At 60.4% G+C, this 23,583-nt stretch carries 24 protein-coding genes; 22 read left to right on the top strand and 2 right to left on the bottom strand.

Annotated features, from left to right (window positions below; all coding sequences use genetic code 11):
- Window positions 1–7: 7 nt before the first annotated feature.
- Together E5334_RS08155 and E5334_RS08160 are read right to left on the bottom strand one after the other, a co-directional pair.
- A complete protein-coding gene (locus tag E5334_RS08155; protein ID WP_136013097.1) occupies window positions 8–1,678 on the bottom strand; it encodes an OPT/YSL family transporter in 1,671 nt (556 codons plus the stop codon).
- A gap of 257 nt (window positions 1,679–1,935) precedes the next feature.
- Complete coding sequence (locus E5334_RS08160; protein WP_136013098.1) at window positions 1,936–2,706, bottom strand: gamma-glutamyl-gamma-aminobutyrate hydrolase family protein; 771 nt, start codon at window positions 2,704–2,706, stop codon at window positions 1,936–1,938.
- 78 nt (window positions 2,707–2,784) lie between these two features.
- Between E5334_RS08160 and E5334_RS08165 the strand changes: the two genes are divergently transcribed.
- The 22 genes from E5334_RS08165 to E5334_RS08270 all read left to right on the top strand — a co-directional run bounded on the left by E5334_RS08165 (window position 2,785) and on the right by E5334_RS08270 (window position 23,560).
- Entirely contained in the window at window positions 2,785–4,128 is a 1,344-nt protein-coding gene (locus E5334_RS08165) for a replication-associated recombination protein A (RefSeq protein ID WP_136013099.1), read from the top strand.
- Window positions 4,129–4,226: 98 nt separating this feature from the next.
- On the top strand, window positions 4,227–4,784 hold the full coding sequence (locus E5334_RS08170) for a hypothetical protein (RefSeq protein ID WP_136013100.1): 558 nt from the start codon (window positions 4,227–4,229) through the stop codon (window positions 4,782–4,784).
- Window positions 4,785–4,786: 2 nt separating this feature from the next.
- Window positions 4,787–5,164 (top strand): ATP-binding protein, encoded by a 378-nt coding sequence (locus tag E5334_RS08175; RefSeq protein ID WP_136013101.1) that lies wholly within the window; start codon window positions 4,787–4,789, stop codon window positions 5,162–5,164.
- Window positions 5,161–5,997: a SigB/SigF/SigG family RNA polymerase sigma factor gene (locus E5334_RS08180; RefSeq protein ID WP_136013102.1), complete on the top strand. Its 837-nt coding sequence runs from the start codon at window positions 5,161–5,163 to the stop codon at window positions 5,995–5,997. The genes E5334_RS08175 and E5334_RS08180 overlap by 4 nt, the downstream gene beginning before the upstream one ends.
- Window positions 5,998–5,999: 2 nt before the next feature.
- Window positions 6,000–7,511 (top strand): AI-2E family transporter, encoded by a 1,512-nt coding sequence (locus E5334_RS08185; protein ID WP_136013103.1) that lies wholly within the window; start codon window positions 6,000–6,002, stop codon window positions 7,509–7,511.
- Between the two features lie 155 nt (window positions 7,512–7,666).
- Window positions 7,667–10,309: an alanine--tRNA ligase gene (alaS, locus tag E5334_RS08190; protein WP_136013181.1), complete on the top strand. Its 2,643-nt coding sequence runs from the start codon at window positions 7,667–7,669 to the stop codon at window positions 10,307–10,309.
- Between the two features lies 1 nt (window position 10,310).
- The gene (gene ruvX, locus E5334_RS08195; RefSeq protein WP_136013104.1) at window positions 10,311–10,730 is read left to right on the top strand and encodes a Holliday junction resolvase RuvX; all 420 of its coding nucleotides are present in this window, start codon (window positions 10,311–10,313) and stop codon (window positions 10,728–10,730) included.
- 219 nt (window positions 10,731–10,949) lie between these two features.
- On the top strand, window positions 10,950–12,116 hold the full coding sequence (mltG, locus tag E5334_RS08200; RefSeq protein ID WP_167604357.1) for an endolytic transglycosylase MltG: 1,167 nt from the start codon (window positions 10,950–10,952) through the stop codon (window positions 12,114–12,116).
- A 5-nt stretch (window positions 12,117–12,121) separates the two neighbouring features.
- Window positions 12,122–12,694 carry a YqeG family HAD IIIA-type phosphatase gene (locus E5334_RS08205; RefSeq protein WP_136013106.1) on the top strand — a complete coding sequence of 191 codons (573 nt, stop codon included), beginning with the start codon at window positions 12,122–12,124 and terminating at the stop codon, window positions 12,692–12,694.
- 12 nt (window positions 12,695–12,706) lie between these two features.
- Entirely contained in the window at window positions 12,707–13,195 is a 489-nt protein-coding gene (locus E5334_RS08210; protein ID WP_136013107.1) for a prepilin peptidase, read from the top strand.
- A gap of 70 nt (window positions 13,196–13,265) precedes the next feature.
- Window positions 13,266–13,826 carry a shikimate kinase gene (locus tag E5334_RS08215; protein ID WP_136013108.1) on the top strand — a complete coding sequence of 187 codons (561 nt, stop codon included), beginning with the start codon at window positions 13,266–13,268 and terminating at the stop codon, window positions 13,824–13,826.
- Window positions 13,823–15,133 carry a dehydroquinate synthase/iron-containing alcohol dehydrogenase family protein gene (locus tag E5334_RS08220; RefSeq protein ID WP_136013109.1) on the top strand — a complete coding sequence of 437 codons (1,311 nt, stop codon included), beginning with the start codon at window positions 13,823–13,825 and terminating at the stop codon, window positions 15,131–15,133. Before E5334_RS08215 ends, E5334_RS08220 begins: the two co-directional genes overlap by 4 nt.
- Window positions 15,134–15,210: 77 nt before the next feature.
- The gene (locus E5334_RS08225) at window positions 15,211–16,329 is read left to right on the top strand and encodes a M24 family metallopeptidase (protein ID WP_136013110.1); all 1,119 of its coding nucleotides are present in this window, start codon (window positions 15,211–15,213) and stop codon (window positions 16,327–16,329) included.
- Window positions 16,330–16,791: 462 nt separating this feature from the next.
- Complete coding sequence (locus E5334_RS08230; protein ID WP_136013111.1) at window positions 16,792–17,775, top strand: PTS sugar transporter subunit IIB; 984 nt, start codon at window positions 16,792–16,794, stop codon at window positions 17,773–17,775.
- Between the two features lie 31 nt (window positions 17,776–17,806).
- The gene (locus E5334_RS08235; protein WP_136013112.1) at window positions 17,807–18,619 is read left to right on the top strand and encodes a PTS mannose/fructose/sorbose transporter subunit IIC; all 813 of its coding nucleotides are present in this window, start codon (window positions 17,807–17,809) and stop codon (window positions 18,617–18,619) included.
- Window positions 18,620–18,639: 20 nt separating this feature from the next.
- Complete coding sequence (locus tag E5334_RS08240; protein ID WP_136013113.1) at window positions 18,640–19,653, top strand: PTS system mannose/fructose/sorbose family transporter subunit IID; 1,014 nt, start codon at window positions 18,640–18,642, stop codon at window positions 19,651–19,653.
- A gap of 93 nt (window positions 19,654–19,746) precedes the next feature.
- The gene (locus tag E5334_RS08245; RefSeq protein ID WP_136013114.1) at window positions 19,747–20,205 is read left to right on the top strand and encodes a DUF956 family protein; all 459 of its coding nucleotides are present in this window, start codon (window positions 19,747–19,749) and stop codon (window positions 20,203–20,205) included.
- A 455-nt stretch (window positions 20,206–20,660) separates the two neighbouring features.
- Entirely contained in the window at window positions 20,661–21,224 is a 564-nt protein-coding gene (gene efp, locus E5334_RS08250; RefSeq protein ID WP_136013115.1) for an elongation factor P, read from the top strand.
- Between the two features lie 225 nt (window positions 21,225–21,449).
- Window positions 21,450–21,809 carry an Asp23/Gls24 family envelope stress response protein gene (locus tag E5334_RS08255; protein ID WP_136013116.1) on the top strand — a complete coding sequence of 120 codons (360 nt, stop codon included), beginning with the start codon at window positions 21,450–21,452 and terminating at the stop codon, window positions 21,807–21,809.
- Between the two features lie 3 nt (window positions 21,810–21,812).
- On the top strand, window positions 21,813–22,379 hold the full coding sequence (gene nusB, locus E5334_RS08260; RefSeq protein WP_136013117.1) for a transcription antitermination factor NusB: 567 nt from the start codon (window positions 21,813–21,815) through the stop codon (window positions 22,377–22,379).
- A 9-nt stretch (window positions 22,380–22,388) separates the two neighbouring features.
- On the top strand, window positions 22,389–22,808 hold the full coding sequence (locus E5334_RS08875) for an exodeoxyribonuclease VII small subunit (protein ID WP_136013118.1): 420 nt from the start codon (window positions 22,389–22,391) through the stop codon (window positions 22,806–22,808).
- Between the two features lie 2 nt (window positions 22,809–22,810).
- On the top strand, window positions 22,811–23,560 hold the full coding sequence (locus E5334_RS08270; RefSeq protein ID WP_136013119.1) for a TlyA family RNA methyltransferase: 750 nt from the start codon (window positions 22,811–22,813) through the stop codon (window positions 23,558–23,560).
- Window positions 23,561–23,583 lie beyond the last annotated feature (23 nt).

A 23,583-nucleotide genomic window follows, 5' to 3' on the forward strand; every position in this document is an offset into this window, starting at 1 on the left:
CGAGCGTTTAGCCGGCCAGCATCATAGCCACTGCAATAAAGGCGCTGATCACGCCCACCAAAGACTCTCCGCCCAACAGGCCGGAGCCCGCCGCCTGCCATTTGGCTTCCAGTGCCGCGCGGCGCTTGGGATCGTCGTGTTTGTGGCGCGCGTCAAAGATGATGCGGATAAGGGCGCCGGCTCCCGCGCAGGCGCTCATGTGGAAGGGAAGGTATACGCCCAGGCCTAAAGTCATCACCGGGAGCTTGGCCAGCGCCATCACAAGACCTGCTGCAAGACCTGCCACAAAGACTTCTAGGTGGGGGATGCCGCCGGCCATGGTGGCCACCACCGAGGCCTGAGCAGCCACGAAGGATTGCTGGGGGCCAAAGGACTCGGCGCCGTAAGCGGTGAGCAGGGCCATGAGCATGAGGGCGGCCACCACTGCGCCCACCAGGCCGCCTACCGCCATGCCAATAAACTGGTCGCGAGGGTTGGTGCGAAGCACGTCGCCGGCTTTGAGGTCATTCATGACGTCGCCCACGATGCCGCAGGCCACCGCCACCACGGCGGCTCCCAAAAAGAGGCTCTCCATGGACATCTGGGCAAAGCACAGGCGCACCAACAGAAGCACCAGCACGCCAAAGATCTCCATGGGGTTCACACCGGTGGTGCCGGTGAGCCAGGCCGAAAGGTACACGCTAAACCAAGCGCCCACAATGACGACCACCGAGGCCCCCAGCCCCAAGTTAAGCCCCACACAGAGGGCGGTGGCCACTACCACCATGGCCAGGGCCACCATAGAGCGGGGGACAAAGAGGCGACGTGCAGCCTCGGCATCGGAGATCTTCTCGGCAGCAGGGGCGCCTGAAGCCATGCGACGCTTGATGAGGGGAAGCAGCCCGGAGACGATAGCTCCTGCGCCTACGCCCAGCATAAGGCCCAGGCCCAGGCTCGACTGGATGGCCGAAGCGTCTTCTTGGGCGATGAGCCCCAGTGCCGGCAGGATGCCCGCGATGCCAATGTTGCCGATGAGGGCGCCCAAAAACCACACCAGCGCAGGGGCGACGCCCACCATGAAGCCCATGGCGGCCATCATAGGGGAGTTGTAGATGCCCAGCGTGACGCCGGGGATCACCGAGCCGGTGCCGATGACGGCGGGCAATACCCCCAGGTTGTCGCGGACCAGCGCATAGAGTGCCGATAAGCCCATGGCCCCAAAAAGCACGGGGGCGTCGCCGGCTTTGGCATCGTCGGCAGCCTTGAGGGTCTCTGCGGCAGAGACGCCAATGGGGTAGGCCAGACGGCGCTCGCGAATGAAGTAGGCCTGAAGCGCCGCCGAGGCGCAGAGGCCCAAGAGGGTGCCCGAGAGCGAAGCCAAAAGCACCTGGGGCAACGTCACCTGGTAGGAAGGGCCAAGCATCCAGAGGCCGGGGATGGTGAAGGCCAGACCTCCGGCCACCATGGCACCGGCGCTCATGGCGGCATGGCATACGTTGGCCTCGTGGAGGTTGTGGCTGCCCAGCGCCCTGAGGGCGACGATGGACGCCAAGGCTGCAAAGACGATGGGCCAGGGCAGGGCCCCCATCTTGAGGGCGATGAAGAGCGAGCTGGCAGTGAGCAGCGCGCTGCCCAGGGCGCCAATGACGAGGGCGCGGCCCGTGAGGGCGCGAGATTCTTGAGGCGTGGCAGAGGCCATGGGGCGTCTCCTTTGAGGCCGGGAACGGCAGAGCGCGAGCATTGGGGGCCGCAGCCAAGCGAGAAGGGAGCAACCGGCACAGGCGCGCTCAGGGGGTACCCTAATTTATCAAACAGACTTAGAGTACTTGAACGCGTGAACATGGCAGGCTATTCCATTTGATATGGCAGTGGCCACCAGGGCGCGGGCGAGGTACGTAGGCGGATATATGGGCTTCTCGGCCAGGCGATGCGCGGCGAGCCGGCGGGCGAGAAGGCCTAGCGGCCTTTAGCGATGCGGCGTTGATTGGCAGCATCTACCAGGGCTTCGAAGAGCTGTGGCTGGGTCCCCATTATCTCTGGGTGCCATTGGACGCCCAAGAAGAAGGTGCGGTCGGGAAACTCCAAGGCCTCCGGGGTGCCGTCATCTGCCCGGGCGGTCACATGGGCGCCCTCGGGCACGGTGGAGATGGCCAGGTGATGCAGGGAGTTTACCGAGGTCTCCAACGCTCCCAAGATCTGGGCCAAGCGGCTATTGGGCTCTATGTAGACCTGGTGCACAGGCGTTTCGAAGGGTTCCGGCTGCAAGTGCACGTCCAGGGTGGCGCCGTGGCTCCAGAGCTGCTCGCTCACGTCGCGCACCAGGGTGCCTCCACGGCCCACGTTCATCACTTGAACGCCTCGGCAGACCCCCAGGCAAGGGACGTCTTGATCCCAACAGGCCTGCAAAAGCGCCCCTTCGAACTCGTCGCGCAGGGGCATCGTCTGACCTAGGGCGTGATGGGTGCGGTCGTCGTAGGCATTGCCGCCAAAGGAGGCGGTGTCTATGTCGGCGCCGCCGGTGAACAGGACGCCGTCGAAGCGCTCGGCGATCTCTGGGGCGCAGGCTGCCGCCGTCTCGTGATAAGGAAGCCCCACCGGCAAGCCTCCGGCTTCGAAGACGCGCTGGGCGTAGCTGCGAAAATAGAGCAGGTATTCGCAGGTGGGGTCGGTGCGGCCGCACAGGCCAATAAGCGGTCGGTTTTGTGCAGGAGGGGTGTGGGTGTCCATAGGGCCTCCCGGGACGCGTGAAGTAGATGCGTAAAGCTTGATTCTCACCTATTGGTATTAGGCTTACAATGCTTATCCATGGATACGTTATTTTCCGCTCAAGAGCGGCTTAAAAAAGATCAGAACGCCCCTTTGGCGGCCAGGATGCGCCCCCAGTCGCTGGAGGAGTTCATGGGCCAAGCCCAGGCAGTGGGCGAGGGCTCGTGGCTCAGGCGCGCCATTGATCACGATACCCTGTCTTCCCTCATCCTTTATGGCCCTGCGGGCACGGGCAAAACCACCCTGGCTCGCATTATCGCAGCTACCACTCGAGCACAGTTTGTGGAGGTGTCGGCGGTCACCGGTACGGTGAAAGACCTGCGGGAGGCCATCGGCGCCGCAGAGCAGCGCCTGCTCATAGACGGCCAGCGCACCATCCTTTTTGTGGACGAGATCCACAGGTTCAATCGCTCGCAGCAAGACGCCCTGCTTCATGCGGTGGAAGATCGCATCGTGGTGTTGGTAGGCGCCACTACCGAGAACCCCTATTTTGAGGTGAACTCGGCGCTTTTGTCCCGCAGCCGCGTGGTGGAGCTCACGGCGCTGGATAACGAGGCTGTCGCCGCTATCGTGAAGCGGGCCCTGAAGGCTCCCCAAGGGCTCAACGGCGCCTTCGAGCTGTCGGATGACGCTCTGGAAGCTGTGGTGACGTTGGCGGGGGGAGATGCGCGATCGGGCCTTACCACCTTAGAGTTGGCCGCTCAGATGGCCACGCCCGATGGCCGGCTGCCCCAACAGGCGCCGGATAAAGGCCCTATCGAGATCTCTGTCCATGCGGTGGAGGAGGCTAACCCCCGCCGAGGGCTGCCCTACGACAAGGGCGGCGACATGCACTACGACGTCATCAGCGCCTTCATTAAGTCCATGCGCGGCAGCGATCCCGACGCCGCGCTCTATTGGCTTGCCCGCATGATTGACGTTGGCGAAGACCCCCGCTTCATCGCTCGCCGCATCCTCATCTGCGCCTCGGAAGACGTTGGCAACGCAGACCCCCAGGCTCTTTTGGTAGCCGAGGCTGCCTTTAAAGCCGCCGAGGTCATTGGCTATCCCGAATGCCGCATCAACCTGGCCCAGGCGGCCACCTACCTGGCGCTGGCCCCCAAGTCCAACGCCTGTGAAGCGGGCATCGACGCAGCCTTGCATGAAGTGCGCCATGGCCCTCGCCGAGAAGTGCCCCCTTATCTCAGGGATCGCCATCGCCCGGGTTCGGACGAATACGGCCCCTACCGCTACCCCCATAACTATCCTGGAGGTTGGGTTTCTCAGCAATACCTGCCCGACGGCCTTGAGCCTGGCAGCTTCTACGCCCCTTCGCCCCGCGGTTGGGAGGCCTGGCGTGTGGAGGCTTCGGCCAGGGATCGCGCCGAGCGCGAGGATGGGTAGGATATAGGTACGAAAAAACGGGGGCCTCGCCCCCTCAAGCGCATACACTGGCTTATAAGCTTGGCAAATGGCCGTGCACGCAGCAAGAAAGGACCCCTATGGACCTCGCAGTGCTTATCGTTCTTATCGTTTTGATGGCTGCCTTCGTGTGGGTGGGCGTCGAGGTCGCACTTGCGGTGCGCAAGCTGCGCGGCCAGGTGGGCGACCTTATGGGCCAGGTAGACAAGACGGTGCAAGACGTCAATGTCACCATTAAAAAGGTCGATCAGGCAGTGGAAGACCTTAACCCCGCCATTCAGGAGGTTAAGCCGCTTATGGGCAAGGTGGAGACCACGGTAGACGCCCTTTCCCTGGACCTGCTGCAGGTTAATAATATCCTTAATGATGTGGGCACCCTCACCGGTGCTGCCAGCGATGCCACCACTGCGGTGACCGGCGTGGTAGACAAGGCCGCCGCCGCCGCTTCCAAAGCCGTGGGCAAGCTGGGCAAGAAGGGCAAGGCAGGAACAGAGGCCCTGGAGGCTTCCGCTGCCGAGAAGGCCGCGCAACTGCAGGGAGACATCGAGCCTTCTGTTGAGACGGTCTCCCAAGACGCGGGCTACTTTACCTATCCCACTGAGAGCGCGACCAGCGACACGGCCTCTGAGGAGAAGTAATCATGGAATCTAAGACAGTTGAGCTAAAAACGCCTGCTGCGCCAGAGTTCGCACGCTCCGTGCGCATGCTGGCGGCAAATCTCGCAGTAGTCTGCGGCTTGTCTATCGACGACGTCGAGGATGTGCGCATGGCGGCAGAGGAGGGCTTCGTCTACGCCTCCGCCACTGAGCAAGAGTCGGTGGGCATTCGCTTCGACATCAATGAAGATCGCATTGAGATGGTCTTCACGCTGGGCGCGCAGGCCAACGTGGAAGACGCCTACGAAGACGGTTCCTTTGGCTATGCCCAGCTCATCTTGGGCGCTGTCACCGACGAGTTCTCCATCGACGATGAGGCATCCACCCTCACCGTGGTCAAGACGAGGGGAGTTTCTGCGTGACCGAGAGCAAGCCTCAAGTCTCCCGCACCCACGGCGCCTATGCCAGGCGCGTCTCTGCCGGTGCAGGCAGGGGCAAGCTTGCCTGGGACAAGGAGCGCACCCGGGAGCTTTTCTGCCGATACAAAGAAGAAGGGGACGAGGATGCTCGCGAGCAGCTTATCGTGAGCCACCTCAACCTGGTGCGTTTTTTGGCTTCCAAGTTCAAGAACCGCGGCGAGTCTCTGGACGACCTTATCCAGGTGGGCACCATCGGCCTCATCAAGGCCATTGACCGCTTCGAGCCTGAGCGCGGCCTGGAGTTCACCACCTATGCCACGCCCACCATCATGGGCGAGATCAAGCGACACTTCCGCGACAAGGGCTGGTCTGTGCGCGTGCCCCGTCGCCTGCAAGAGCTTTCTGCCAAGGTCAATCAGGCTACAGACGAGCTTACCTGCGACCTGCAACGCTCTCCCTCGGTGGATGAGATCGCCAAATACTTAGACGTCTCTGTAGACGAGGTCTTGGAGGCCATGGAGTCTTCCAGCGCCTACAGCTCGGTGCCTCTGGAATCTGGGAGCTCTGAGAACGAGGATGCCCCCTCGGTGCTCGACCGCTACGCCACAGAGGACAAGGACCTGGTGGCCAGCGACGACCGCATGGTCATCCAAGAGGCCATCTCCTCCTTCTCGCCCCGCGAGCAAGAGGTGCTCACCATGCGCTTCAAAGACGGGTTGACCCAGGTAGAGATAGCCAACCGTCTAGGGGTAAGCCAGGTGCAGGTCTCCCGCTTCCTGCGCCGCACTCTCAAAAAAGTACAAGATCATATTGATCCCGAAGGTCTGATGGGCTAGTTATGGCGCGTCCCCTTGCTCATCATTCAATCCAGGATATCTCGGCCGAGGACCGTCTTCGCATGATTCGTGTGTGGACGGCCATCGGCTTTATCGTCATCTTCGTGTGCGTGGTGTGGGCGTTGGGCTACATCGCCCCGGCCATCGAGTTTTTGGCCGTAGGCATCATCGTTGGCTTCATCTGCAGCCCCATCGTCAACTGGCTGGAAACCAAAGGAGTGGGCCGCGCGCTAGGCGCGATCTTGGCCCTGCTCATCGTGCTGGGTGTGGCCATAGGCGTGCTGGCGATACTGGGGCCCCTTACCCTAGAGCAGCTCAATACTCTGCTCCAGCGCATTCCTGGCTACTTCCGGGAGCTTCAGGACTGGCTGCGCAGCCTCTTTGAGCGTTACGGCACCACTGAGACTGCAGAGTTTCAAACCAACATCTCTGCGCTGGTGGACGGCTTTTCCACCATGGGCACCCGCTTTGCCAACGACATGGCCTCCCAAATCTCTTCCGGCCTCATTCCCAACCTCATGAACCTGGTGAACACCTTCTTCATGTTCTTCCTGGGACTGGTGCTGGCCTACTGGCTGGCCCGCGATTACCCCCGCATCGTGCGCGAGTTCGCCATCGTGGCAGGCCCCAAGCATGAAGATGACCTCATGCTGCTCTTGGCGGTGGCGAGCCGTTCTATGGGCGGCTACATGCGTGGCATCGTGATCACCTCCCTGGTAGGAGGCAGCCTCGCGTTCTTGGGCTACATCGTGGTAGGTCAGCCCTACGCGCCCCTCATGGGCACCCTCACCGGCCTTCTGCACTTTGTGCCGGTCATTGGCCCCTGGATCGCCGCTGCCATCGCCACGGTCACCGCGCTGTTTGTGAGTCCCCTTTGCGCGTTCTGGACGCTCATTGTGGCTATGGTGGCAGAAAACATCACCGACAACGTGGTGAGCCCTGTAGTCATGCGCTCTGCTGTCCAAGTGCATCCAGCCATGAGCCTTTTGGCCATCGTGTTGGGTTCCTCCCTTGGCGGTGCGGTGGGCATGGCCATCTCCATCCCGGTGTCTGCAGCCATCAAAGGTGTGTTCATCTACTACTTCGAGACCCGTACCGGACGCCAGATCGTCTCTTACCACGGAGCCATCTTCCAAGGGACGCCCTTTCATCACGCCGATGGCTCCATCGCTCCCAGCTGCGACGCCCTCGACGATGACAGTTTCTTTGTCACAAGCCGCCTCATTCCCGACGAAAACGAGGGTGACGTCTCTGCTGCGCCCGGCGGCGAGCCCGCTAAGCCCTCGGTGGGCGAGATCGTGCGCGAGCGGGCCGAGGAGCTACGGCTTTTTGTAGAGCATCCCAAGGCTCACTCTGAATCCACCTCTGGCTCCCAAGCCCCCAAAGCGAGATCTTCTCGGCAAGAAGAGGCCTCTGATGAGCCCCGGGATCCTCAGGAAGAGGCTCGGGACTCTCAGGGCTCACCTGCCGAGAAACCCGTGCATCCCAGCTCCAAAGATAAAGGCGAGCTCTAAGAGAATGGCGATGCCGTAGCAATAGAGGCGCGAGCGCTGCCAAGAAGGCGGCTCTGAATTAGAATGAATGAATCTGTGCCCAGCAATGCTGCTTTGGGGAGCGTCCCTGGCAGCCCTATGAGGAGGATCTCTTGTCTACCTCTGACTTTCCCACTATGACCACTGCCGAGATTCGCTCGTCGTTCTTGGACTTTTTTGAAGAGCACGGCTGCAAGAAGTTCCCGTCTTCTTCGCTGGTGCCCGATGACCCGTCGCTGCTTTTGGCCAACGCCGGCATGAACCAGTTCAAGCAATACTATCTGGGCACCAAGACCTTGAAGGAGGGCATCGGCGCCACTTCTTGCCAAAAGTGCCTGCGCACCAACGACATCGACGCCATTGGCCTGGACGGTCGCCATCTCTCCTTCTTCGAGATGCTGGGCAACTTTGCCTTTGGCGGCTATTCCAAGCGCCAGGCCTGCGAATGGGCGTTTGACTATATTGTCAACCATCTTCACCTGCCCCAGGATCGTCTCTACTTCACTGTCTTTGAGGACGACGACGATTGCGCTGAGATCTGGGAGTCGCTGGGCGTGGCTAAAGACCACATCTCACGCTTGGGCGAGGAGGACAACTTCTGGGCCGCCGGACCCACCGGCCCCTGCGGCCCATGCTCGGAGATCTACTTCGACCAGGGCGAAGAGGTGGGCTGCGGCAGCCCCACCTGCGCCCCTGGCTGCGACTGCGACCGCTTCCTGGAGTTTTGGAATTTGGTGTTCACCCAGTTCGACCGCCAAGAGGACGGTACGCTGGTAGACCTGCCTCACCAAAACGTGGACACCGGCATGGGCCTAGAGCGCATGGCGGCTATCATGCAGCATAAGTCTTCCAATTATGACGGCGATCTTATGCACTCCCTCATCGAGGTAGGAGAGAGGCTTTCTGGCAAGAAGTACGGCGAAGACCCTGCCGCAGATGTCTCGCTGCGCATCATTGCAGATCACAGCCGCGCCGTGAGCTTCATGATTGGCGACGGCATCCTGCCTTCCAACGAGGGTCGCGGCTATGTGTTGCGCCGCCTGCTGCGCCGCGCCGTGTTCCACGGCCGCCTGCTGGGCATCGAGGAGGCGTTCCTCTGTGACTATGTGGCCGAGGTCACACGCCTTATGGGCGATGTCTATCCTGAGTTGGTGGACAACTCCGCCTTGATCCAGGGCACCGTGCGCGCAGAGGAAGCCCGTTTCTCCTCGGTCATCGAGACCGGTCGCCTCTATCTGGAGCAGGAGCTGGACAAACTGGGCGAGGGAGAGACTCTCTCGGGCCATGTGGCTTTCACCCTTCACGACACCTACGGATTCCCGGTAGACCTCACCCGCGAGATCGCCCTCAATGCCGGCCACGACATCGATCAGGCTGCTTTTGACGCCGACATGGAGGCCCAGCGCACCCGTGCTCGCGCCGCCGGCGCCACCGATTCTGACGCCTGGAGCCAGGTTGACGTATGGACGGCGCTCTCTGACTCGGTGGATGCCACCGAGTTTTGCGGCTATGAGGAGAGCGAGCTTCGCGGCTGCACCGTGTTGTCCATTGTGCGCGACGGCGAGAGCGTCTTGCGTGCCGAGACCGGCGACAAGGTGGAGGTCGTGCTTGATCGCACCCCCTTCTATGCCGAGATGGGCGGCGAGGTCGGCGATACCGGCGAGCTCTCTGGCATCGAGTTTCGCATGGAGGTAGAGAACACCGTCTCCCATGACGGCCTCATTGCCCACGAAGGCGCCATCAAGGGCGGCTTCGTGCGTGTGGGCGACATCGTCACCGCCGAGGTGGACGATCGCCGCCGCGAGCTTATCCGTCGCAACCACACTGCCACCCACCTGTTGGACGCTGCTCTTAAGAAGGTGCTGGGCGACCACGTGCATCAGGCAGGCTCGCTGGTAGCCCCCGATCGCCTGCGCTTTGACTTTACTCACTTCGAGGCTCTTTCTCAGGCCCAAATCGCCCAGGTAGAAGACCTGGTCAACCAGCAGATCTTCCTGGCGTTGCCGGTGACCACCCAGCTCATGAGCTTGGAGGACGCCAAGGCTTCGGGCGCGGTGGCCCTCTTTGGCGAGAAGTACGGCGAGGAAGTGCGCGTCGTGCGTGCAGGTGAGGGCCCGCAGCCCTTCTCTGCAGAGCTTTGTGGCGGTCTTCATGCCTCTAATACCTCCGAGCTGGGCATCTTCAAGATCACTTCCGAGAGCTCCATTGGCAGCGCCGCACGTCGTATTGAGGCAGTCACCTCTCTGGGCGCCCTTTCCTTCGTGAACAGCCGCCTGGATGCGCTGGATGCCGCGGCTGCTGCCCTCAAGAGCCGCCCGGCTTCTGTGGCGGGCGCCGTGGACGATATGCTGGCTCACGAGCGCGATCTCAAGGCAAAGCTCAAGCGTGCCCTGTCTGGCGCGGGCGCCAATGCTGCAGTGGACGCACTGGCTGCCGCTCTCCAGTGCGATGGTTACAAGGCTGTGGTGGCCCGTATGGACGGCCGCGACGCCCACGATCTGCGCGGTGTGTGGGACACTCTGCGCGAGCAGGCCAAAGGTCCTATCGCCTGCTTCTTGGTCTCCCAGTCTGACGAGGGCAAGACCTCGCTTTTGGCTGCCGGCACCAAAGAGGCTGTGGCCGCCGGCTTTGATGCCGGTGCCCTGGTAAAGGCGGTAACCAGCGCCTTTGGCGGCCGCGGCGGCGGCAAGCCTGCCATGGCTCAGGGCGGCCTGCCTGGCCCTGCGGTCATCGTCCAGGCCCTCGATGCGGTGCGCGAGCGCCTGACTCAGGAACAATAACGTGCGCTACCTGGCCTTAGATATTGGCGAGAAGCGGGTGGGCATCGCAGCAAGCGATGCCACCGGCACCGTTGCCTCGCCGGTATGCGTGCTTCCTGCTCAGGAAGTCCGCGCTCAGGCTCGCAGTTTTAGGCGGATTTTGGAAGACCATGAACCCGACGTGCTGGTCTGCGGCCACCCCCTCACTTTGTCTGGTGAGGAGGGGCCGCAGGCGGCGCGCATTGAGGGGGAGGCCCGCGCCATCGCACAGGCCTGCGGACTTCCCCTGGAGTTTGCCGACGAACGCCTGTCCTCTCGGGAAGCCAAGCGTATCTTGAGAGAGCAGGGGCTCTCAGAGAAGTCCATGCGCGGCAAGGTCGATATGGTGGCTGCATCGCTTTTCTTACAATCCCACCTCGACGCCAAGACGAACAAAGGGTAAGACGGCATGGCAAATCACTGGCGATCACAGACAGGCCCTGAGGATTCAGGGACTACTTGCGGCGGCCGCCAGCCTCAAAGATCTTCAACGCCACGACAGCCTGCCCACTCCTTGGGCTCCAATCAACCCAGGGCGAGCTCTTCTCGGCAGGCAAAGGGGCACCAGCCTGAACCTCGCGTGGCTTCAGGGACAACCACTCGGCGGGTGTCGGAGCGCACCATGCAGAGGACCCAGGTGCACGGCGCGCTTTCGGGCGCTGGTAGGGTAGGGCAGCCTCGTGGCCGTGTGTCAGGTGTCAACAGCGCTTCTGCTGGACGCAGAAATCTCGCGGGTGCGGGTATTTTGATCGTCGGCCTCGTCGTCGCGGTGGCGCTTGGCGCACTCATTATGGTTGCGGTGCGCGGCTGCCAAAGCGCTCCGGAGCCACAGGGTCCGGGCCTTGCGACTGAAGGCCAAATCGAGGTGCAGATCCCCGAAGGCGCCGGCACAGATGTGATTGCCCAGGCCTTTGTGGACGCACGGTTGGTAAGCGATACCGCTACTTTCACCAAGGCGGTGGCGGCTGCCAAGGCAGATCAGTCCTTGAAGCCGGGCACCTATGTCTTCGCTGCAGGAACGCCGGTGGAAGCCATCGTGGACCAGCTCACGAAGGGACCCAATACCTCGGCCAATCGCGTGACCATCCCCGAGGGCCTCACGGTGGCAAAAACCGCTGCTGCAGTGGAGTCTGCCTTAGGTATTCCCGCCCAAGATTTCATGGACCAGGCCAAGGCATCCCTTTGGGTGGGGTCCTACCCCTTCTTGGCCGCAGCTCAAGATGACTCGTTGGAAGGATTCCTTTGGGCTTCCACCTATGACTTCTCCGGATTCACGGTGGATGCCAAAAGCGTCATAAAAGCCATGCTGGATCGCTATCAGCAGGCAGTGTCCAAGGTGGATTTCGCTGCCGGCGAGGAGGCCATCCAGCAGACTTACAATGTCACGATGACTGACTATGACATCCTTAAGGTGGCGTCCATTATCGAGCGCGAGGCGGTCTCGGAGAGCGACAGGCCGCTGGTGGCCTCGGTGCTCTACAACCGTCTGCGCGACGGCATGGCATTGCAGTCCGATGCCACCATGGGCTATGTCACCGGGGGCGAGGTTACCGCAGACGACCTGCTCAAAGAGTCGCCCTACAACAGCTATCTCAACAAGGGGCTTCCGCCTACGCCTATCTGCACCCCTTCCATCGAGTGCATCCAGGCGGCGTTGGCCCCGGCGTCTACCAACTATTACTACTTCCTCATCATCGAGAACGGCTCCTACTCCAACCACACCTTCTCGCAGACTTATGAGGAGCATTTGGCGGCCATCGACAAGGCCAAAGCCGATCAAGGAGCTTAGAGCCCATGCCTTTAGCAACCCCATGGATGCGCGTTCACGCCATCTCGGACATCCCCGTATCAGCGCTGGTAGATCACAATATTCGCCTGGTGTTGGTGGATCGCGACAATACCTGTGTGCCCGGAGATGCCTCAAGTGCCCCGGCATCGGTGGCTGCCTGGATCGATCGGGTGAAGGCCGCCTCCATCGCTGTGTGCTTTGTGTCCAACAACTTCCATAGCGCCCAGGTGGAGGCTTCTGCTCAGGAGCTGGGCATCTCCCGAGTGGATCACGCCATGAAGCCAGCGCCTTTCGCCCTTTGGCATGCCTGCAAAAGGATGGGTGTGCCCAGAAGCCAAACGGTACTCATTGGCGACCAAGTATTTACCGATCTCATGGCTGCCCGTCTGGCTGGGATCCCTTCCATACTGGTGGATCCCCAAAGCACCAAGGAGCTCTGGTACACCCGCATCTTCCGTCAGATGGAAAAACTGGCCTTAAAAGACACCTCTTATCATCAGGCAGCCCCGTCGACTCCCGAGGCTTCTGCTGCCCACTTGGCCGAGAAGCCCGTCTGTCCCCTCCAGGACGCCCACTAAGGGCCGACTCACATGTGGGGGATCTGGGCGGCGTTGCTTGTTGCCGCTTCTCTCAACGATCTTCGCTGGCGCCGCCTGCCCAACGGCCTGCTTGTGGCTTCGGGGGTTCTGGCCTTGGGCTTTCAGGGGGCGCGCCTGTGGGGAGACCCTCTTGTCCTGGCTGTTGCCAGTGCTCCTTTGGGGCCTGCACTTTGGGGCGTGTTGCCGCATCCTGCAGTCTGCACAGGCTCTGCGCTGGTCTTTTTGGGGGCAGCCTCAGCGCTGGAGCTGGCCTGCCGCCGCCGCAACATCTCCCTCATGGGCCTGGGCGACATCAAGCTTCTTGCGTGCCTTACGGCTGCAGCTGGCCCGCTGGTAGGCTTTCTGGGTGGGCTTTTGGGCTGTGGTGCAGGGGGAATGGTGGCTCTTATCGGCAAGAAAACCCACTTTGCTGCAGGCCCTTGGATCTGTGCAGGCTGCGGCCTTGTGTGGTGGTGGGCCACGGAGGCAGGACTTCGATGAGCTGAGAAGGTGTGGGACGCGGGGTGTTAGTATCGGTAGGAAGCACCTGAGACGAGCGAGAGGAGGACCTATGGGCACACCGGCGCGCGCGCTGGGAGATGGGCTGGTTATTCATGAAGACTGCGACCATCTGCTGTTTGTGGGATTCTCCGGCTCGGGCAAGTCCACCGTGGTGCGCAATTTGGGGCGCATGTTTCGCCGTCGCACGGTAGATCTGGATCGCGTGGTGGAGCGCAGGCTCCACGGCACGCTGCCCGGAGTGTGGATCGAGTACGGCGAGCAAGCCTTCAGGGCCGAGGAGCACAAGGCCCTCCTTGGCCTCAAGCAGGAGAAGTCGCTTTTGGTGGCCTGCGGAGGAGGCACGGTGGCCACCCGGGAGAACCGCGAGCTCTTGCGCGAGCTTGGCCATGTGGTCTTTCTGGACGGCACCTTCGAGGACTCACTGGCTCAAATGCGCTCCACCCATCGCAGGCCCGACCTGGGCGATCGCGCCCATGCTGCCCGGCTCTATGAGGAGCGGCGGCCCCTCTACATGTCTGTGGCCGACTATACCGTTTCAATTACTGGAAAAACCTTCGAGCAGGTAGCCTGCGACTGCGGTGCGCTGCTCTGGGAAGAAGGGCTGCTATGAGCCACCTCGAACCTGCTGCATCCACTGCCGACGCCATCCCTGCCGCCTCCGCAACCTGTGAGCCTTTGGCTGCCGAGAAAGGCGCAGCCCGCGCGGCTTCCCGCTCTTTGGTGAATCCCGGTGAGGCGACTGAGGGGCTGAGTCCTGAGGTCTTAGCCCACGCGGCAGACGTGCCTGCGCCAGAGCCTCCTCGCATCCACCGCCAGTCGGTGGCTTCCAACGGCATCTCCTGCGATCTGCGCCTAGGGCCCTCTGTGTTGGACCGCTTTGGCCGTGACCTCAAGATCTGTACGGGTCGCGCTCGTCGGGCTGTCTTCATGGTAGAAGCCTCGGCTCACCCGGAGCTGGTGGAAGAGCTGTCGCGCATCGTCATAGACGCAGGCTTCCGTGTGGTGCGCCTGCCTCAAAACGACGCTCGGGACGCAGGTTTGGTGGAGGGTCTGGCCCCCACCTACGAGGCGTTGGCGCAAGAGCATATCAATCCTGGCGACATCTGCGTAGCCATCGGAGGGCTGGCCTCTGTCTCCGAGGATGTCTTTGTCTCCAGCACCTGGTGCGGCGGCATGTCGCTGGCTGCTGTCCCCTTAGGGCTCGACGCACTCATTTGCTGTCCTTCTCGGCCTAAGCCTTTGGCCGCAGGCGCCGGCTCTGCTGCAGTGAATTTCCGCACTCGCATGGCCATGTGCTATAGCGATCCGGAGATCTGCCAGCTCACTTCTTCTGTGGAGTCCACGCTTCATGGCCGGGTGCTAATGGTGGTGGCTGCGGTCTGTGAGTCCAAAGATGCCTTTAACGACCTGGTCATTCGCTCGGAGGCAATCGCTGCAGCAGATATCGAGACCACGCAAACCCAAGCTCTTGAGGCAGCCCGCGGCTTTGGCCGAGTGAATGCCTCCTCCTCTGTGGCTGTGCGCCAGTCGCTTTCCTACGGCGAGGTCTTTGCTCGCGCTCTGGCTGGCCTGGTGCCTCATGCCCCTCTGTCAGCGCTTCGCGGCGAAGGATTGCGCTTCGCCTCTCGCCTTGGGGTGGGTGCGGTGGGCACATCGGTAGACTTCGTGTTTGCACAAGATGCCCTGCTGGACCGGCTGGGCATAGGTGAGCTGGCCTGCCAGGTAGATCCCGGCGCGCTCAAGGAGGCCATCCTGCAGGAGAGCGTAAGGCTTTCAGGCAAGCCCATGATCGCGGTGCCTCACGACATTGGCCGCGTACGTTTGGCATCCATCCCTGATGAGGTGCTCGATGAGCACCTGGAGGCCTGGTGCCAGGCCAGAAGCGCGCTTCTGTCACAAAATCAAGGCGAGGGATAGCTTGTACGCCCAAGCAGCTGGCTAAATGGCTAAGCTAGGGGACGGACTTTAACGGACCGTGAGAGAAAGGACTCCCCATGGCTTCATCTACCGAAGGCCGCCTGGCGCGTCTGCGCAGTCTGATGGCAGAGCGCGGCTACGATGCCGTGATCCTTCGCAACAACGCCGATCTTCGATGGCTCACCGGTGCAGAGCGCACCTTTGACGACGAGGTAGCCCATACCGCGTTCATTACCGGTGAGGGCGCGTGGCTTCATACCGACTCCCGCTATTACAACACCTTCCAGGAACGCCTGGGACTTGATACCTTCTGGCAGATCGATATGGAACGTGTGGGCGCCCCTGCCTGGGCGGCCAAACTCACCGTTGCCCAGCGCTGTCATGTGGTGGCTTTGGAAGACACGGTGAGCCTGGGTTTTGCCCAGGACTTCGCCCATGAGGTCGAGCAGGCGTCCACCCAGTGCTTGACGCCCGTGCTTCATGGCGACTTGCAGGCCCTGCGCATGGTGAAGGACGCCGAGGAGCTTTCGCTTTTGCGCCGCGCCCAAGAGATCACCGACGATGCCTTCGAGCACATCTGCGCCTACATCAAGCCCGGTATGACCGAGCAGCAAATCCGCGGCGAGCTGGAGAACTACATGCTGGCCCAAGGCGCCGATGCCGTCTCCTTTGCCTCCATTATCGCCGCAGGTCCCGACGGCGCCAATCCCCACGCCCAGCCCAGCGAGTACGCTGTCAAAGAAGGCGACTTCATCACCATGGACTATGGCGCGCTCTACCACGACTATCATGCCGACATGACCCGCACCGTAGTGGTGGGGGAGCCTACCCCCAAACAGCGGGAGGTCTACGAAGTGGTCAAGCGCGCCCATGAAGAGGCTGCCGCGGCAGTGGCCCCGGATGTCGTTGGTGCAGACATCCACCGCATTGCCCAGAAAGTCATTGGCGACGCAGGCTATGGCGATTACTTTGGCCACGGCTTGGGCCACGGCGTGGGTATCGAGATCCACGAGAGCCCCAGCTTTGCCCTCTCCTGGGAAAAGCCCGTGCCTGAAGGATCTGTGGTCACCATCGAGCCCGGCATCTATCTGCCGGGCGAGTTTGGCGTGCGCATCGAAGACACCGGCATCGTGACCGAGAAGGGCTACGAGCCGTTCACGCGGCTCGACCACGAGCTGGTATCTGTGGGTCGGTAAAGCACTTTTTTATTGGTCTAAAGGTTTCGCAACAGACTTTATAGCTCGCACTTTCAAGAACCTCTCCCACTGTTTTGCGGGGGAGGTTTTTCTCGGCAGGTCCTCTAAAGAGGAAAAAGGAGGAAGCTTTAAGAAAAAGTTTGCTTTGAAAGACCCTAAAAAATTCGGTAAACGTAGAAGAGCTTACCGATCGAAATTTCAGTAGGCATGCGTTGGCCTAAGAAAAGCAAGACAAAACCGCTAATTCAAAGAATGAATGACTACCAGATAAAGGTCATATAAAACTAAGAGACATAGTGTCAAATATTATATATAACCCGCAGATAATTGCAACGATTAATCCGAGAGTGGCATTTCATACCGTTCAGCTGGGATTGTGGTGCGGCATTCGCAATCCGTGCATTAATATGAAAACGCGTTTTGCACATGTCCGTTCCTAGCAGTCATTTAGGAGGTTATGACATGGTAGGTATTGTCCTGGCAAGCCACGGCGAGTTCGCCACCGGCATCAAGCAATCCGGCTCCATGGTCTTCGGGGACCAGGAGAACGTGTGCGCAGTGACGTTGATGCCCAGCGAAGGACCCGATGACTTCAGGCAGAAGTTGGCGGACGCTGTCGCCAGCTTCGACAAGGAGGCCCAGGAAGAAGTACTCTTCCTCGTGGACCTTTGGGGTGGCACCCCCTTTAATCAGTGCAGCGCCTTCTCGGAGGGTCATGACAAGTGGGCCATTGTGACGGGTCTCAACTTGCCCATGCTCATCGAGGCCTACACTGGCCGCTTCTCTTTGGGTACCGCTCATGAGATCGCTACCAAGGTCTTTGTGGAGGGCCGCCGCGGCGTGCGCGTAAAGCCTGAGGAGCTACAGCCTAAGCCCAAGGGCGCTTCTGCTGCCGCTGCTTCTGGTGCAGCCTCTGCGATCCCCGAGGGGACCGTGCTTGGTGATGGCCAGATGAAGCTGGTGCACGTGCGCATCGACTCCCGTTTGCTCCACGGTCAGGTGGCCACCAACTGGGCTCGTACCGTTGGCTGCAACCGCATCATCGTGGTCTCCGACGCAGTGGCTCATGACAAGCTGCGCAAGAACCTGATCACTCAGGCTGCGCCTCCAGGGGTCAAGGCCAACGTCACCACTATCGCCCAGTTTGTGAAGTGCTACCACGATCCCCGCTTTGGCGAGGTCAAGGCCCTGGTGCTCTTTGAGAACCCCGAGGATGCCTTGGCGGTGGAGGAGGCCGGTGTGCCCATCGAGCACATCAATGTGGGCTCCATCGCGCACTCTGTGGGCAAGACCATGATCTCTCAGGCCATTGCTGTGTCTGAGGAAGACGTGCAAGCCTTTATCGCCATGCGCGACAACGGCACCACCTTCGACACCAAGAAGGTTCCTTCCGATAGCGGCCAGGATCTCTTTGGCCTCATCGAGAAGAACCACATGATGCCCTAACCGTCCTCATAGTTGCCCGTAAGGAGGAGCAATGGACGTTCTTTCGCTCATTTTGGTCCTTGTCGTCGCATTTCTTGCCGGCATGGAATCTGTACTTGACCAATGGGAGTTCCACCAGCCCATCGTCGCCTGCACCCTCATTGGCCTGGCCACTGGCCACCCTGTAGAGGGCATCATGCTCGCCGGTTCTTTGCAGCTCATCGCTTTGGGTTGGATGAACATCGGCGCAGCTGTCGCCCCTGACGCTGCTCTCGCCTCTATTGGCGCCGGCATCCTCGTCTGCCACCAGGGCATGGACGTGGAGCAGGCCGTGGCTATCGCCATTCCTCTGGCAGTAGCCGGTACCGTGCTTACCATTTTCGTGCGTACCATCACCACCGGTATCGCCCACGCTGCCGACCGTCAGGCTGAGTCTGGCAACGTCAAGGGCGTCGATGCCATGAACATCGCCGGCCTGATGCTTCAGGGCCTTCGTATCGCCATCCCCGCCGCCCTCATCTGGGCTGTGCCCACCGAGGCCGTCCAGGCTGCCCTCGAGGCCATTCCCGCCTGGATCACCACCGGTCTTTCCACCGCTGGTGGCTTCATCGTAGTCGTAGGCTACGCGATGGTTATGAACATGATGGCCAACGCCAAAGTGTGGCCCTTCTTCTTCCTGGGCTTCGCGCTGGCCTCCCTTTCCGAGCTGGGCCTCATCGCCATGGGTATCATCGGCGTCTGCCTGGCCCTCGTCTATCTGGATCTGTCGCCTGAGTTCAACGGAGGCGGCAATGGCGGCGCTGCTGCTGCCACTGCCTCTGCCGGCGGCGACGCTCTGGACGACATCCTGAACGACTACGAGTAACCCGAAGGGAGATTAGACCAATGGCTGATAACAAGATCACGCTTTCCGTCGCTGATCGCCGTCGCGTATGCCTGAGGAGCCAGTACCTTCAGGCCAACTGGAACTACGAGCGTATGCAGAACGTCGGTTGGTGCTACGGCATGAACGGCGTTGTGGAGAAGCTCTATCCCAACAAGGAAGACCAGGCCGCCTTCTTGAAGCGCCATCTGGAGTTCTTCAACACCCATCCCTATGTGGCCGCTCCCGTCTTTGGCGTCGAGCTGTCTCTCGAGGAGTCCCGTGCCAACGGCGCTCCCGTAGACGACGCTGCCATCCAGGGCGTCAAGATCGGCATGATGGGCCCCCTGGCCGGCGTTGGCGACCCCATCTTCTGGGGCACCCTGCGCCCTGTCCTCGGCGCCTTCGCGGCCTCTCTGGCCCTCACCGGCAACATCTTGGGCCCCATCCTCTTCTTCGTGCTGTGGAACGTCATCCGCCTTGCCTTCCTCTGGTACACCCAGGAGTTTGGCTATAAGGCCGGTGCCTCCATCTCCGAGGACCTGGGCGGCGGCTTGCTCCAGCGCGTGACCACCGGCGCTTCTGTCTTGGGTATGTTCATCATGGGCGTACTCATCCCTCGCTGGACCTCGATCGACATGTCCTCTGTGGTCTTCTCCACGGCCGACATGGGCTCTACCGCCAACTCCTTCCCCGCGGCTGACGAGCTGGTGAATGCTCTGAACGGCATCGCCAACGGCGCCCCTGTGACCCAGGACGTCCTGGCCAACGGCCTCAACAGCTTCCAGTCCATCGCCTCCAGCGGCTATGCGGTTGTGCAAAACGTCGATGCCGCCACTGCTGCCGACCCCGGCACCTGGCGTCTCATGAGTACCACCACCCTGCAGTCGGTGCTCGACCAGCTGCTGCCTGGCCTTCTGCCTCTGGCTCTCACCTTCCTGTGCATGTGGCTGCTCAAGAAGAAGGTTAACCCCATCGCCATCATCTTCGGCCTCTTCGCCGTGGGTATTCTGGGTGCTCTGGTAGGTATCTTCTAAGATCGCCTCCCGCAAGCGCGGGTAGTGTAAGGTGGGATCTTCTCGACAAGGAAGGTCCCACCTTCTTTTTGAACTCCAAAGGAAGTGACAAAGATGTTTGGTCGCAAACAAGACGTGAGCTCGCTGGCCACAGACGACGTCGTCACTCAGGAACGCCGCTCACAGGACCTCAACCACGAGGTGGATTTGGTGGTGCGCGCCAACACCTTTGCGGGCATGCTCTTTCCCAAACCGGGCCATCTGGTCTGCGGAGACGTGGGCGTGGAATTTGTGGCCGACAACCAGGTGGGCTACATTCAGATCCCCTGGCACAACATCACTTCGATCACAGTGGATATTGTAGGCACGCATTATGTGCGATCTATTCGTATTGCCACCGATCAAACTGATCCCCTTGAATTCGTGGTCTCCGATGGACAAAATCTTGTGCGCTGCCTGGCTTCCCATCTGGGCCGAGAAAAGCTTCATCAAAATATGGGGAACTTTCGCTCGGTAGGCAGGCGCATTGGGAGTTGGTTTAAGATCCTCTTTTCCCGAGGTTCTCGCGCTTAAAGGTGCCGAAGACTCCCATCTCAGATCTATTCATATAAATTTATGAGAATAGATGTATAGCCTAAACCGGATTGTGTTTTGGGCACTTATGCTTGCGGCTGTAGCCAGCGGCTTTGTCGTTAAATACAATTATATATTGTATATAATAAATAAAATGAGTAAAACAGGGGCATAACGCTTGGCTGACGCATAGATCGTACTTCTCAGCAGACACTGATATCGAGTCTGGCCTATCTATAGATCTGATGTGGTAGGAGGCTCGAGCGGTCTGCACCAAAGAGGCGAGGGGTAGGTGGCGTCCCATGCATGAAACGGCTCATTATTACGGGCTGCGTACCAGTGGGCCACCGCTTCATGGACCATGCACACCAACGGGGTATACTGTTCGCGCAATTTTTTGGCGCATCGGCTTTTTGGCAAAGATGCGTCCGTGAGCATTCGAAGGAGCGTACCACGTGGCAACCATTAGCACCGCAGATTTCAAAAACGGCATGGGCCTCAAGATCAAGGACAAGATCTATACCATCGTCGAGTTTCAGCATGTGAAGCCTGGCAAGGGCGGCGCTTTTGTCCGCTATAAGATCAAGGACCTCAAAAACGGCCGCGTCATCGACCAGACCTGCAACGCAGGCAGCAAGTTTGAGAACGTCCAGCTGGTCACCAAGGAGTATCAGTATCTCTACAATGATGGCCAGGACTACTACTTCATGGACACTGAGACCTATGAGCAGCTGCCTCTTTCTGCAGACTACATTGGCGACAACGCCAAGTGGCTGCTGGAAAACGACATCTGCCAGCTCCTCTACGCAGACGATGAGCTTCTGGGTGTGACTCCTCCCATGTTCATCGAGTGCGAGATCACTGAGACAGACCCTGGCTTCAAGGGCGACACCGTCCAGGGCGGCACCAAGCCCGCCGTCATCGAGACCGGCGCTCAGATCCAGGTGCCCATGTACCTCAACGTGGGAGAGAAGATCAAGGTGGATACCCGCGACGGCAAGTTTGTGTCCCGCGTCTAAGGCCGCCTGCTCTGGTTGATTGCGTGCGTAAGAGGCGCTCTCCTTGCAGAGGGTGCCTCTTTTCTCTTTTTTGACCAAATGCTGCCGATTGCGGTGTGCCGTGGGATTCCTAAGGGCATCATTTCTAAGAGAGGCTTGAGACGTATACTTGAGCCTACTAGCGCAACAAGCATCCTTAGGCTTGTGTGGCTGGCCCCGCGCCAGCTTCTATAGAAAGGGGCATCCATGGCGGATGATATCCAGATCGACGGTTTCTCCATCTCTAATAACGTGCTTGCCTCCATCGTGACCGTGGCTGCAGAGAAGGTAGACGGCGTGGCCTATGTGAACGGGCACAACGTTGCCACCAGTCTCATCACTATGTTTACTGCTCGCCCCACCGTCACCGATGACACGGTGACCTGCGAGGTAGTGGACGGCAAGCTCGACATCACCCTGCCGGTGGCGGTTTTCTTTGGCTTCACCTTCCCTGAGGTGGCAGAAGACATCCGCGAGGCGGTATGCGAAGCCATCGAGACCCAGGTGGGCGTAGGTGTGAACGCCGTCAACATTCGCATCGATGACCTGATCTTCCCCAAGGAGTAATTCGTGGCTTACCAACCTCCTCAGGGCACCCGCGCCCTCTCGCGCAACCAGGCGCTCCAGCTGCTCTTCCAGGCAGAGGGCGTCAAGCGCCCCGTGCGTCGTGTGCTAGAAGACGAATACCTGGTGACCAATGGCCCTGCAAGCGACTACGCCCAAGAGCTTGCATGCCTTTGCGAGGACCACTTGGCACAAATCGATCCAGTGCTTGCTGCCTACTCCGAGCGCTGGGCGCTCTCTCGTATGCACTCAGTGGATCGCAATATCTTGCGTCTCGCCCTCTATGAGCTGCTCTTTGAGGAGAGCGTAGAGGATTCGGTGGTCATCAATGAGGCTGTCAAAATGGCCCATGACTTTGGTGGCGACGAGTCCTATAGCTTTGTTAACGGCATTCTGGGCCGCATCGTCCGCGACCGCGCCCAGGGCATAGACATTTTGCGCAAAGGCCAAGAGGAAGTGGCCTCAGAGGCTTCTGAGGCTGAGAATGCTTGGGCAGGACCCGAGGCTGCAGATGCTGCTCTGGCAGACGATGCCTCGGCTGAGGCTGCAGACTCAGACATCTCGGAGGCGTAGAAGGTTTCTATGGCACACCAAGATCACGCCTATAACGATTTCGAATCGGTCACGGCTCGCCTAGATGAGATCGTCAAAGATGTCAAAGCCAAAGACACATCGCTAGAGCGTTCGTTGGATCTCTTTGACGAAGCCATTAACCTTGGCTCAAAGGCAGTGGAGCTGGTAGATCGCACCAATTTTTCCCCTGCCGAGAAGGAGCGCCTGGCAGACCTGTCAGCAAAAGACCTGGTAGAAGCCCAAGAGGCTCAAGGTGGCCAAGAAGCCTCTGAGCTCTTGGCCAAGGAGGGCCAAGAGGCTCTCTCCGCTGGCGAGACCATGGCTACGCCGCAGCATCAGGAAGGCGAGACAGTGGCCGAGGAAGCCCTCCAAGATGCCCTTGACGATAAGGACGATGGCGCTTGGAGTCCATCTGCAGGTGGCCTCTAGCGATGGCCTCGTCTAGGCGTCGTTTGGATCAAGAGTTGGTGGCCCAGGGATTCTTTGCCACCCCTCAAGAAGCCATGAGGGCGGTGATGGCAGGGGATGTGTCTGGCCCTGGATTTCGCTATCGCTCTGCGGGCACCCAGGTAAAGGTTGGCTGCGAGCTTCATGTGCGGGTCCAAAAGGCCCATGTTGGCCGAGGCGCCCTCAAACTTGAAGGGGCGCTAGACAGCTTCTCCATCGACCCTTCTGGCCTCGCTTGCATGGACGTGGGCTGTTCTACTGGAGGATTCACCGAGGTGCTGCTGGACCGCGGTGCGGCTTCGGTGCTGGCGGTAGATGTGGGCTATGCCCAGTTTGACTGGCGTCTGAGAAACGATCCTCGCGTCTGCTTGCTGGAGCGCACCAACATCTTGCAGGTGCCCACCTTAAAGCCCAAAGGCTCTATCGACCTGGCAGTATGCGACGTTTCTTTCACCTCGGTGACCAGTGTGCTTGGGGCCATCGATGAGATGCTTTGCGAGCGTTCCGCCCTTGTGGTGCTGGTAAAGCCCCAGTTCGAAGTAGCCAAAGAGCTGGTGGGCGAGGGCGGCATCGTGACCGATGAGGCAGCGCGTGCCGAGGCTGTCGAGAAGGTCTCTCATGCCTTGGTCGAGCGTGGCTTTAGAATCTGTGGGGTAGAGGAGAGTCCCATCACCGGCACCAAGGGCAATCACGAGTATCTGCTCTGGGCCCAGAAGGGGCATCAACCCTTGTAGGGAGGGCGCTCAAGCGCCGCTGG

The organism is Muricaecibacterium torontonense (assembly GCF_004793925.1).
GTDB lineage: Bacteria > Actinomycetota > Coriobacteriia > Coriobacteriales > Atopobiaceae > Leptogranulimonas > Leptogranulimonas caecicola.

Coding starts and splice junctions, on each gene's coding strand:
- E5334_RS08155 (WP_136013097.1), bottom strand. CDS start 1,678: ATGGCCTCTGCCACGCCTCAAGAATCTCGCGCCCTCACGGGCCGCGCC.
- E5334_RS08160 (WP_136013098.1), bottom strand. CDS start 2,706: ATGGACACCCACACCCCTCCTGCACAAAACCGACCGCTTATTGGCCTG.
- E5334_RS08165 (WP_136013099.1), top strand. CDS start 2,785: ATGGATACGTTATTTTCCGCTCAAGAGCGGCTTAAAAAAGATCAGAAC.
- E5334_RS08170 (WP_136013100.1), top strand. CDS start 4,227: ATGGACCTCGCAGTGCTTATCGTTCTTATCGTTTTGATGGCTGCCTTC.
- E5334_RS08175 (WP_136013101.1), top strand. CDS start 4,787: ATGGAATCTAAGACAGTTGAGCTAAAAACGCCTGCTGCGCCAGAGTTC.
- E5334_RS08185 (WP_136013103.1), top strand. CDS start 6,000: ATGGCGCGTCCCCTTGCTCATCATTCAATCCAGGATATCTCGGCCGAG.
- alaS (WP_136013181.1), top strand. CDS start 7,667: ATGACCACTGCCGAGATTCGCTCGTCGTTCTTGGACTTTTTTGAAGAG.
- mltG (WP_167604357.1), top strand. CDS start 10,950: ATGCAGAGGACCCAGGTGCACGGCGCGCTTTCGGGCGCTGGTAGGGTA.
- E5334_RS08205 (WP_136013106.1), top strand. CDS start 12,122: ATGCCTTTAGCAACCCCATGGATGCGCGTTCACGCCATCTCGGACATC.
- E5334_RS08210 (WP_136013107.1), top strand. CDS start 12,707: ATGTGGGGGATCTGGGCGGCGTTGCTTGTTGCCGCTTCTCTCAACGAT.
- E5334_RS08215 (WP_136013108.1), top strand. CDS start 13,266: ATGGGCACACCGGCGCGCGCGCTGGGAGATGGGCTGGTTATTCATGAA.
- E5334_RS08220 (WP_136013109.1), top strand. CDS start 13,823: ATGAGCCACCTCGAACCTGCTGCATCCACTGCCGACGCCATCCCTGCC.
- E5334_RS08225 (WP_136013110.1), top strand. CDS start 15,211: ATGGCTTCATCTACCGAAGGCCGCCTGGCGCGTCTGCGCAGTCTGATG.
- E5334_RS08230 (WP_136013111.1), top strand. CDS start 16,792: ATGGTAGGTATTGTCCTGGCAAGCCACGGCGAGTTCGCCACCGGCATC.
- E5334_RS08235 (WP_136013112.1), top strand. CDS start 17,807: ATGGACGTTCTTTCGCTCATTTTGGTCCTTGTCGTCGCATTTCTTGCC.
- E5334_RS08240 (WP_136013113.1), top strand. CDS start 18,640: ATGGCTGATAACAAGATCACGCTTTCCGTCGCTGATCGCCGTCGCGTA.
- E5334_RS08245 (WP_136013114.1), top strand. CDS start 19,747: ATGTTTGGTCGCAAACAAGACGTGAGCTCGCTGGCCACAGACGACGTC.
- E5334_RS08255 (WP_136013116.1), top strand. CDS start 21,450: ATGGCGGATGATATCCAGATCGACGGTTTCTCCATCTCTAATAACGTG.
- E5334_RS08875 (WP_136013118.1), top strand. CDS start 22,389: ATGGCACACCAAGATCACGCCTATAACGATTTCGAATCGGTCACGGCT.
- E5334_RS08270 (WP_136013119.1), top strand. CDS start 22,811: ATGGCCTCGTCTAGGCGTCGTTTGGATCAAGAGTTGGTGGCCCAGGGA.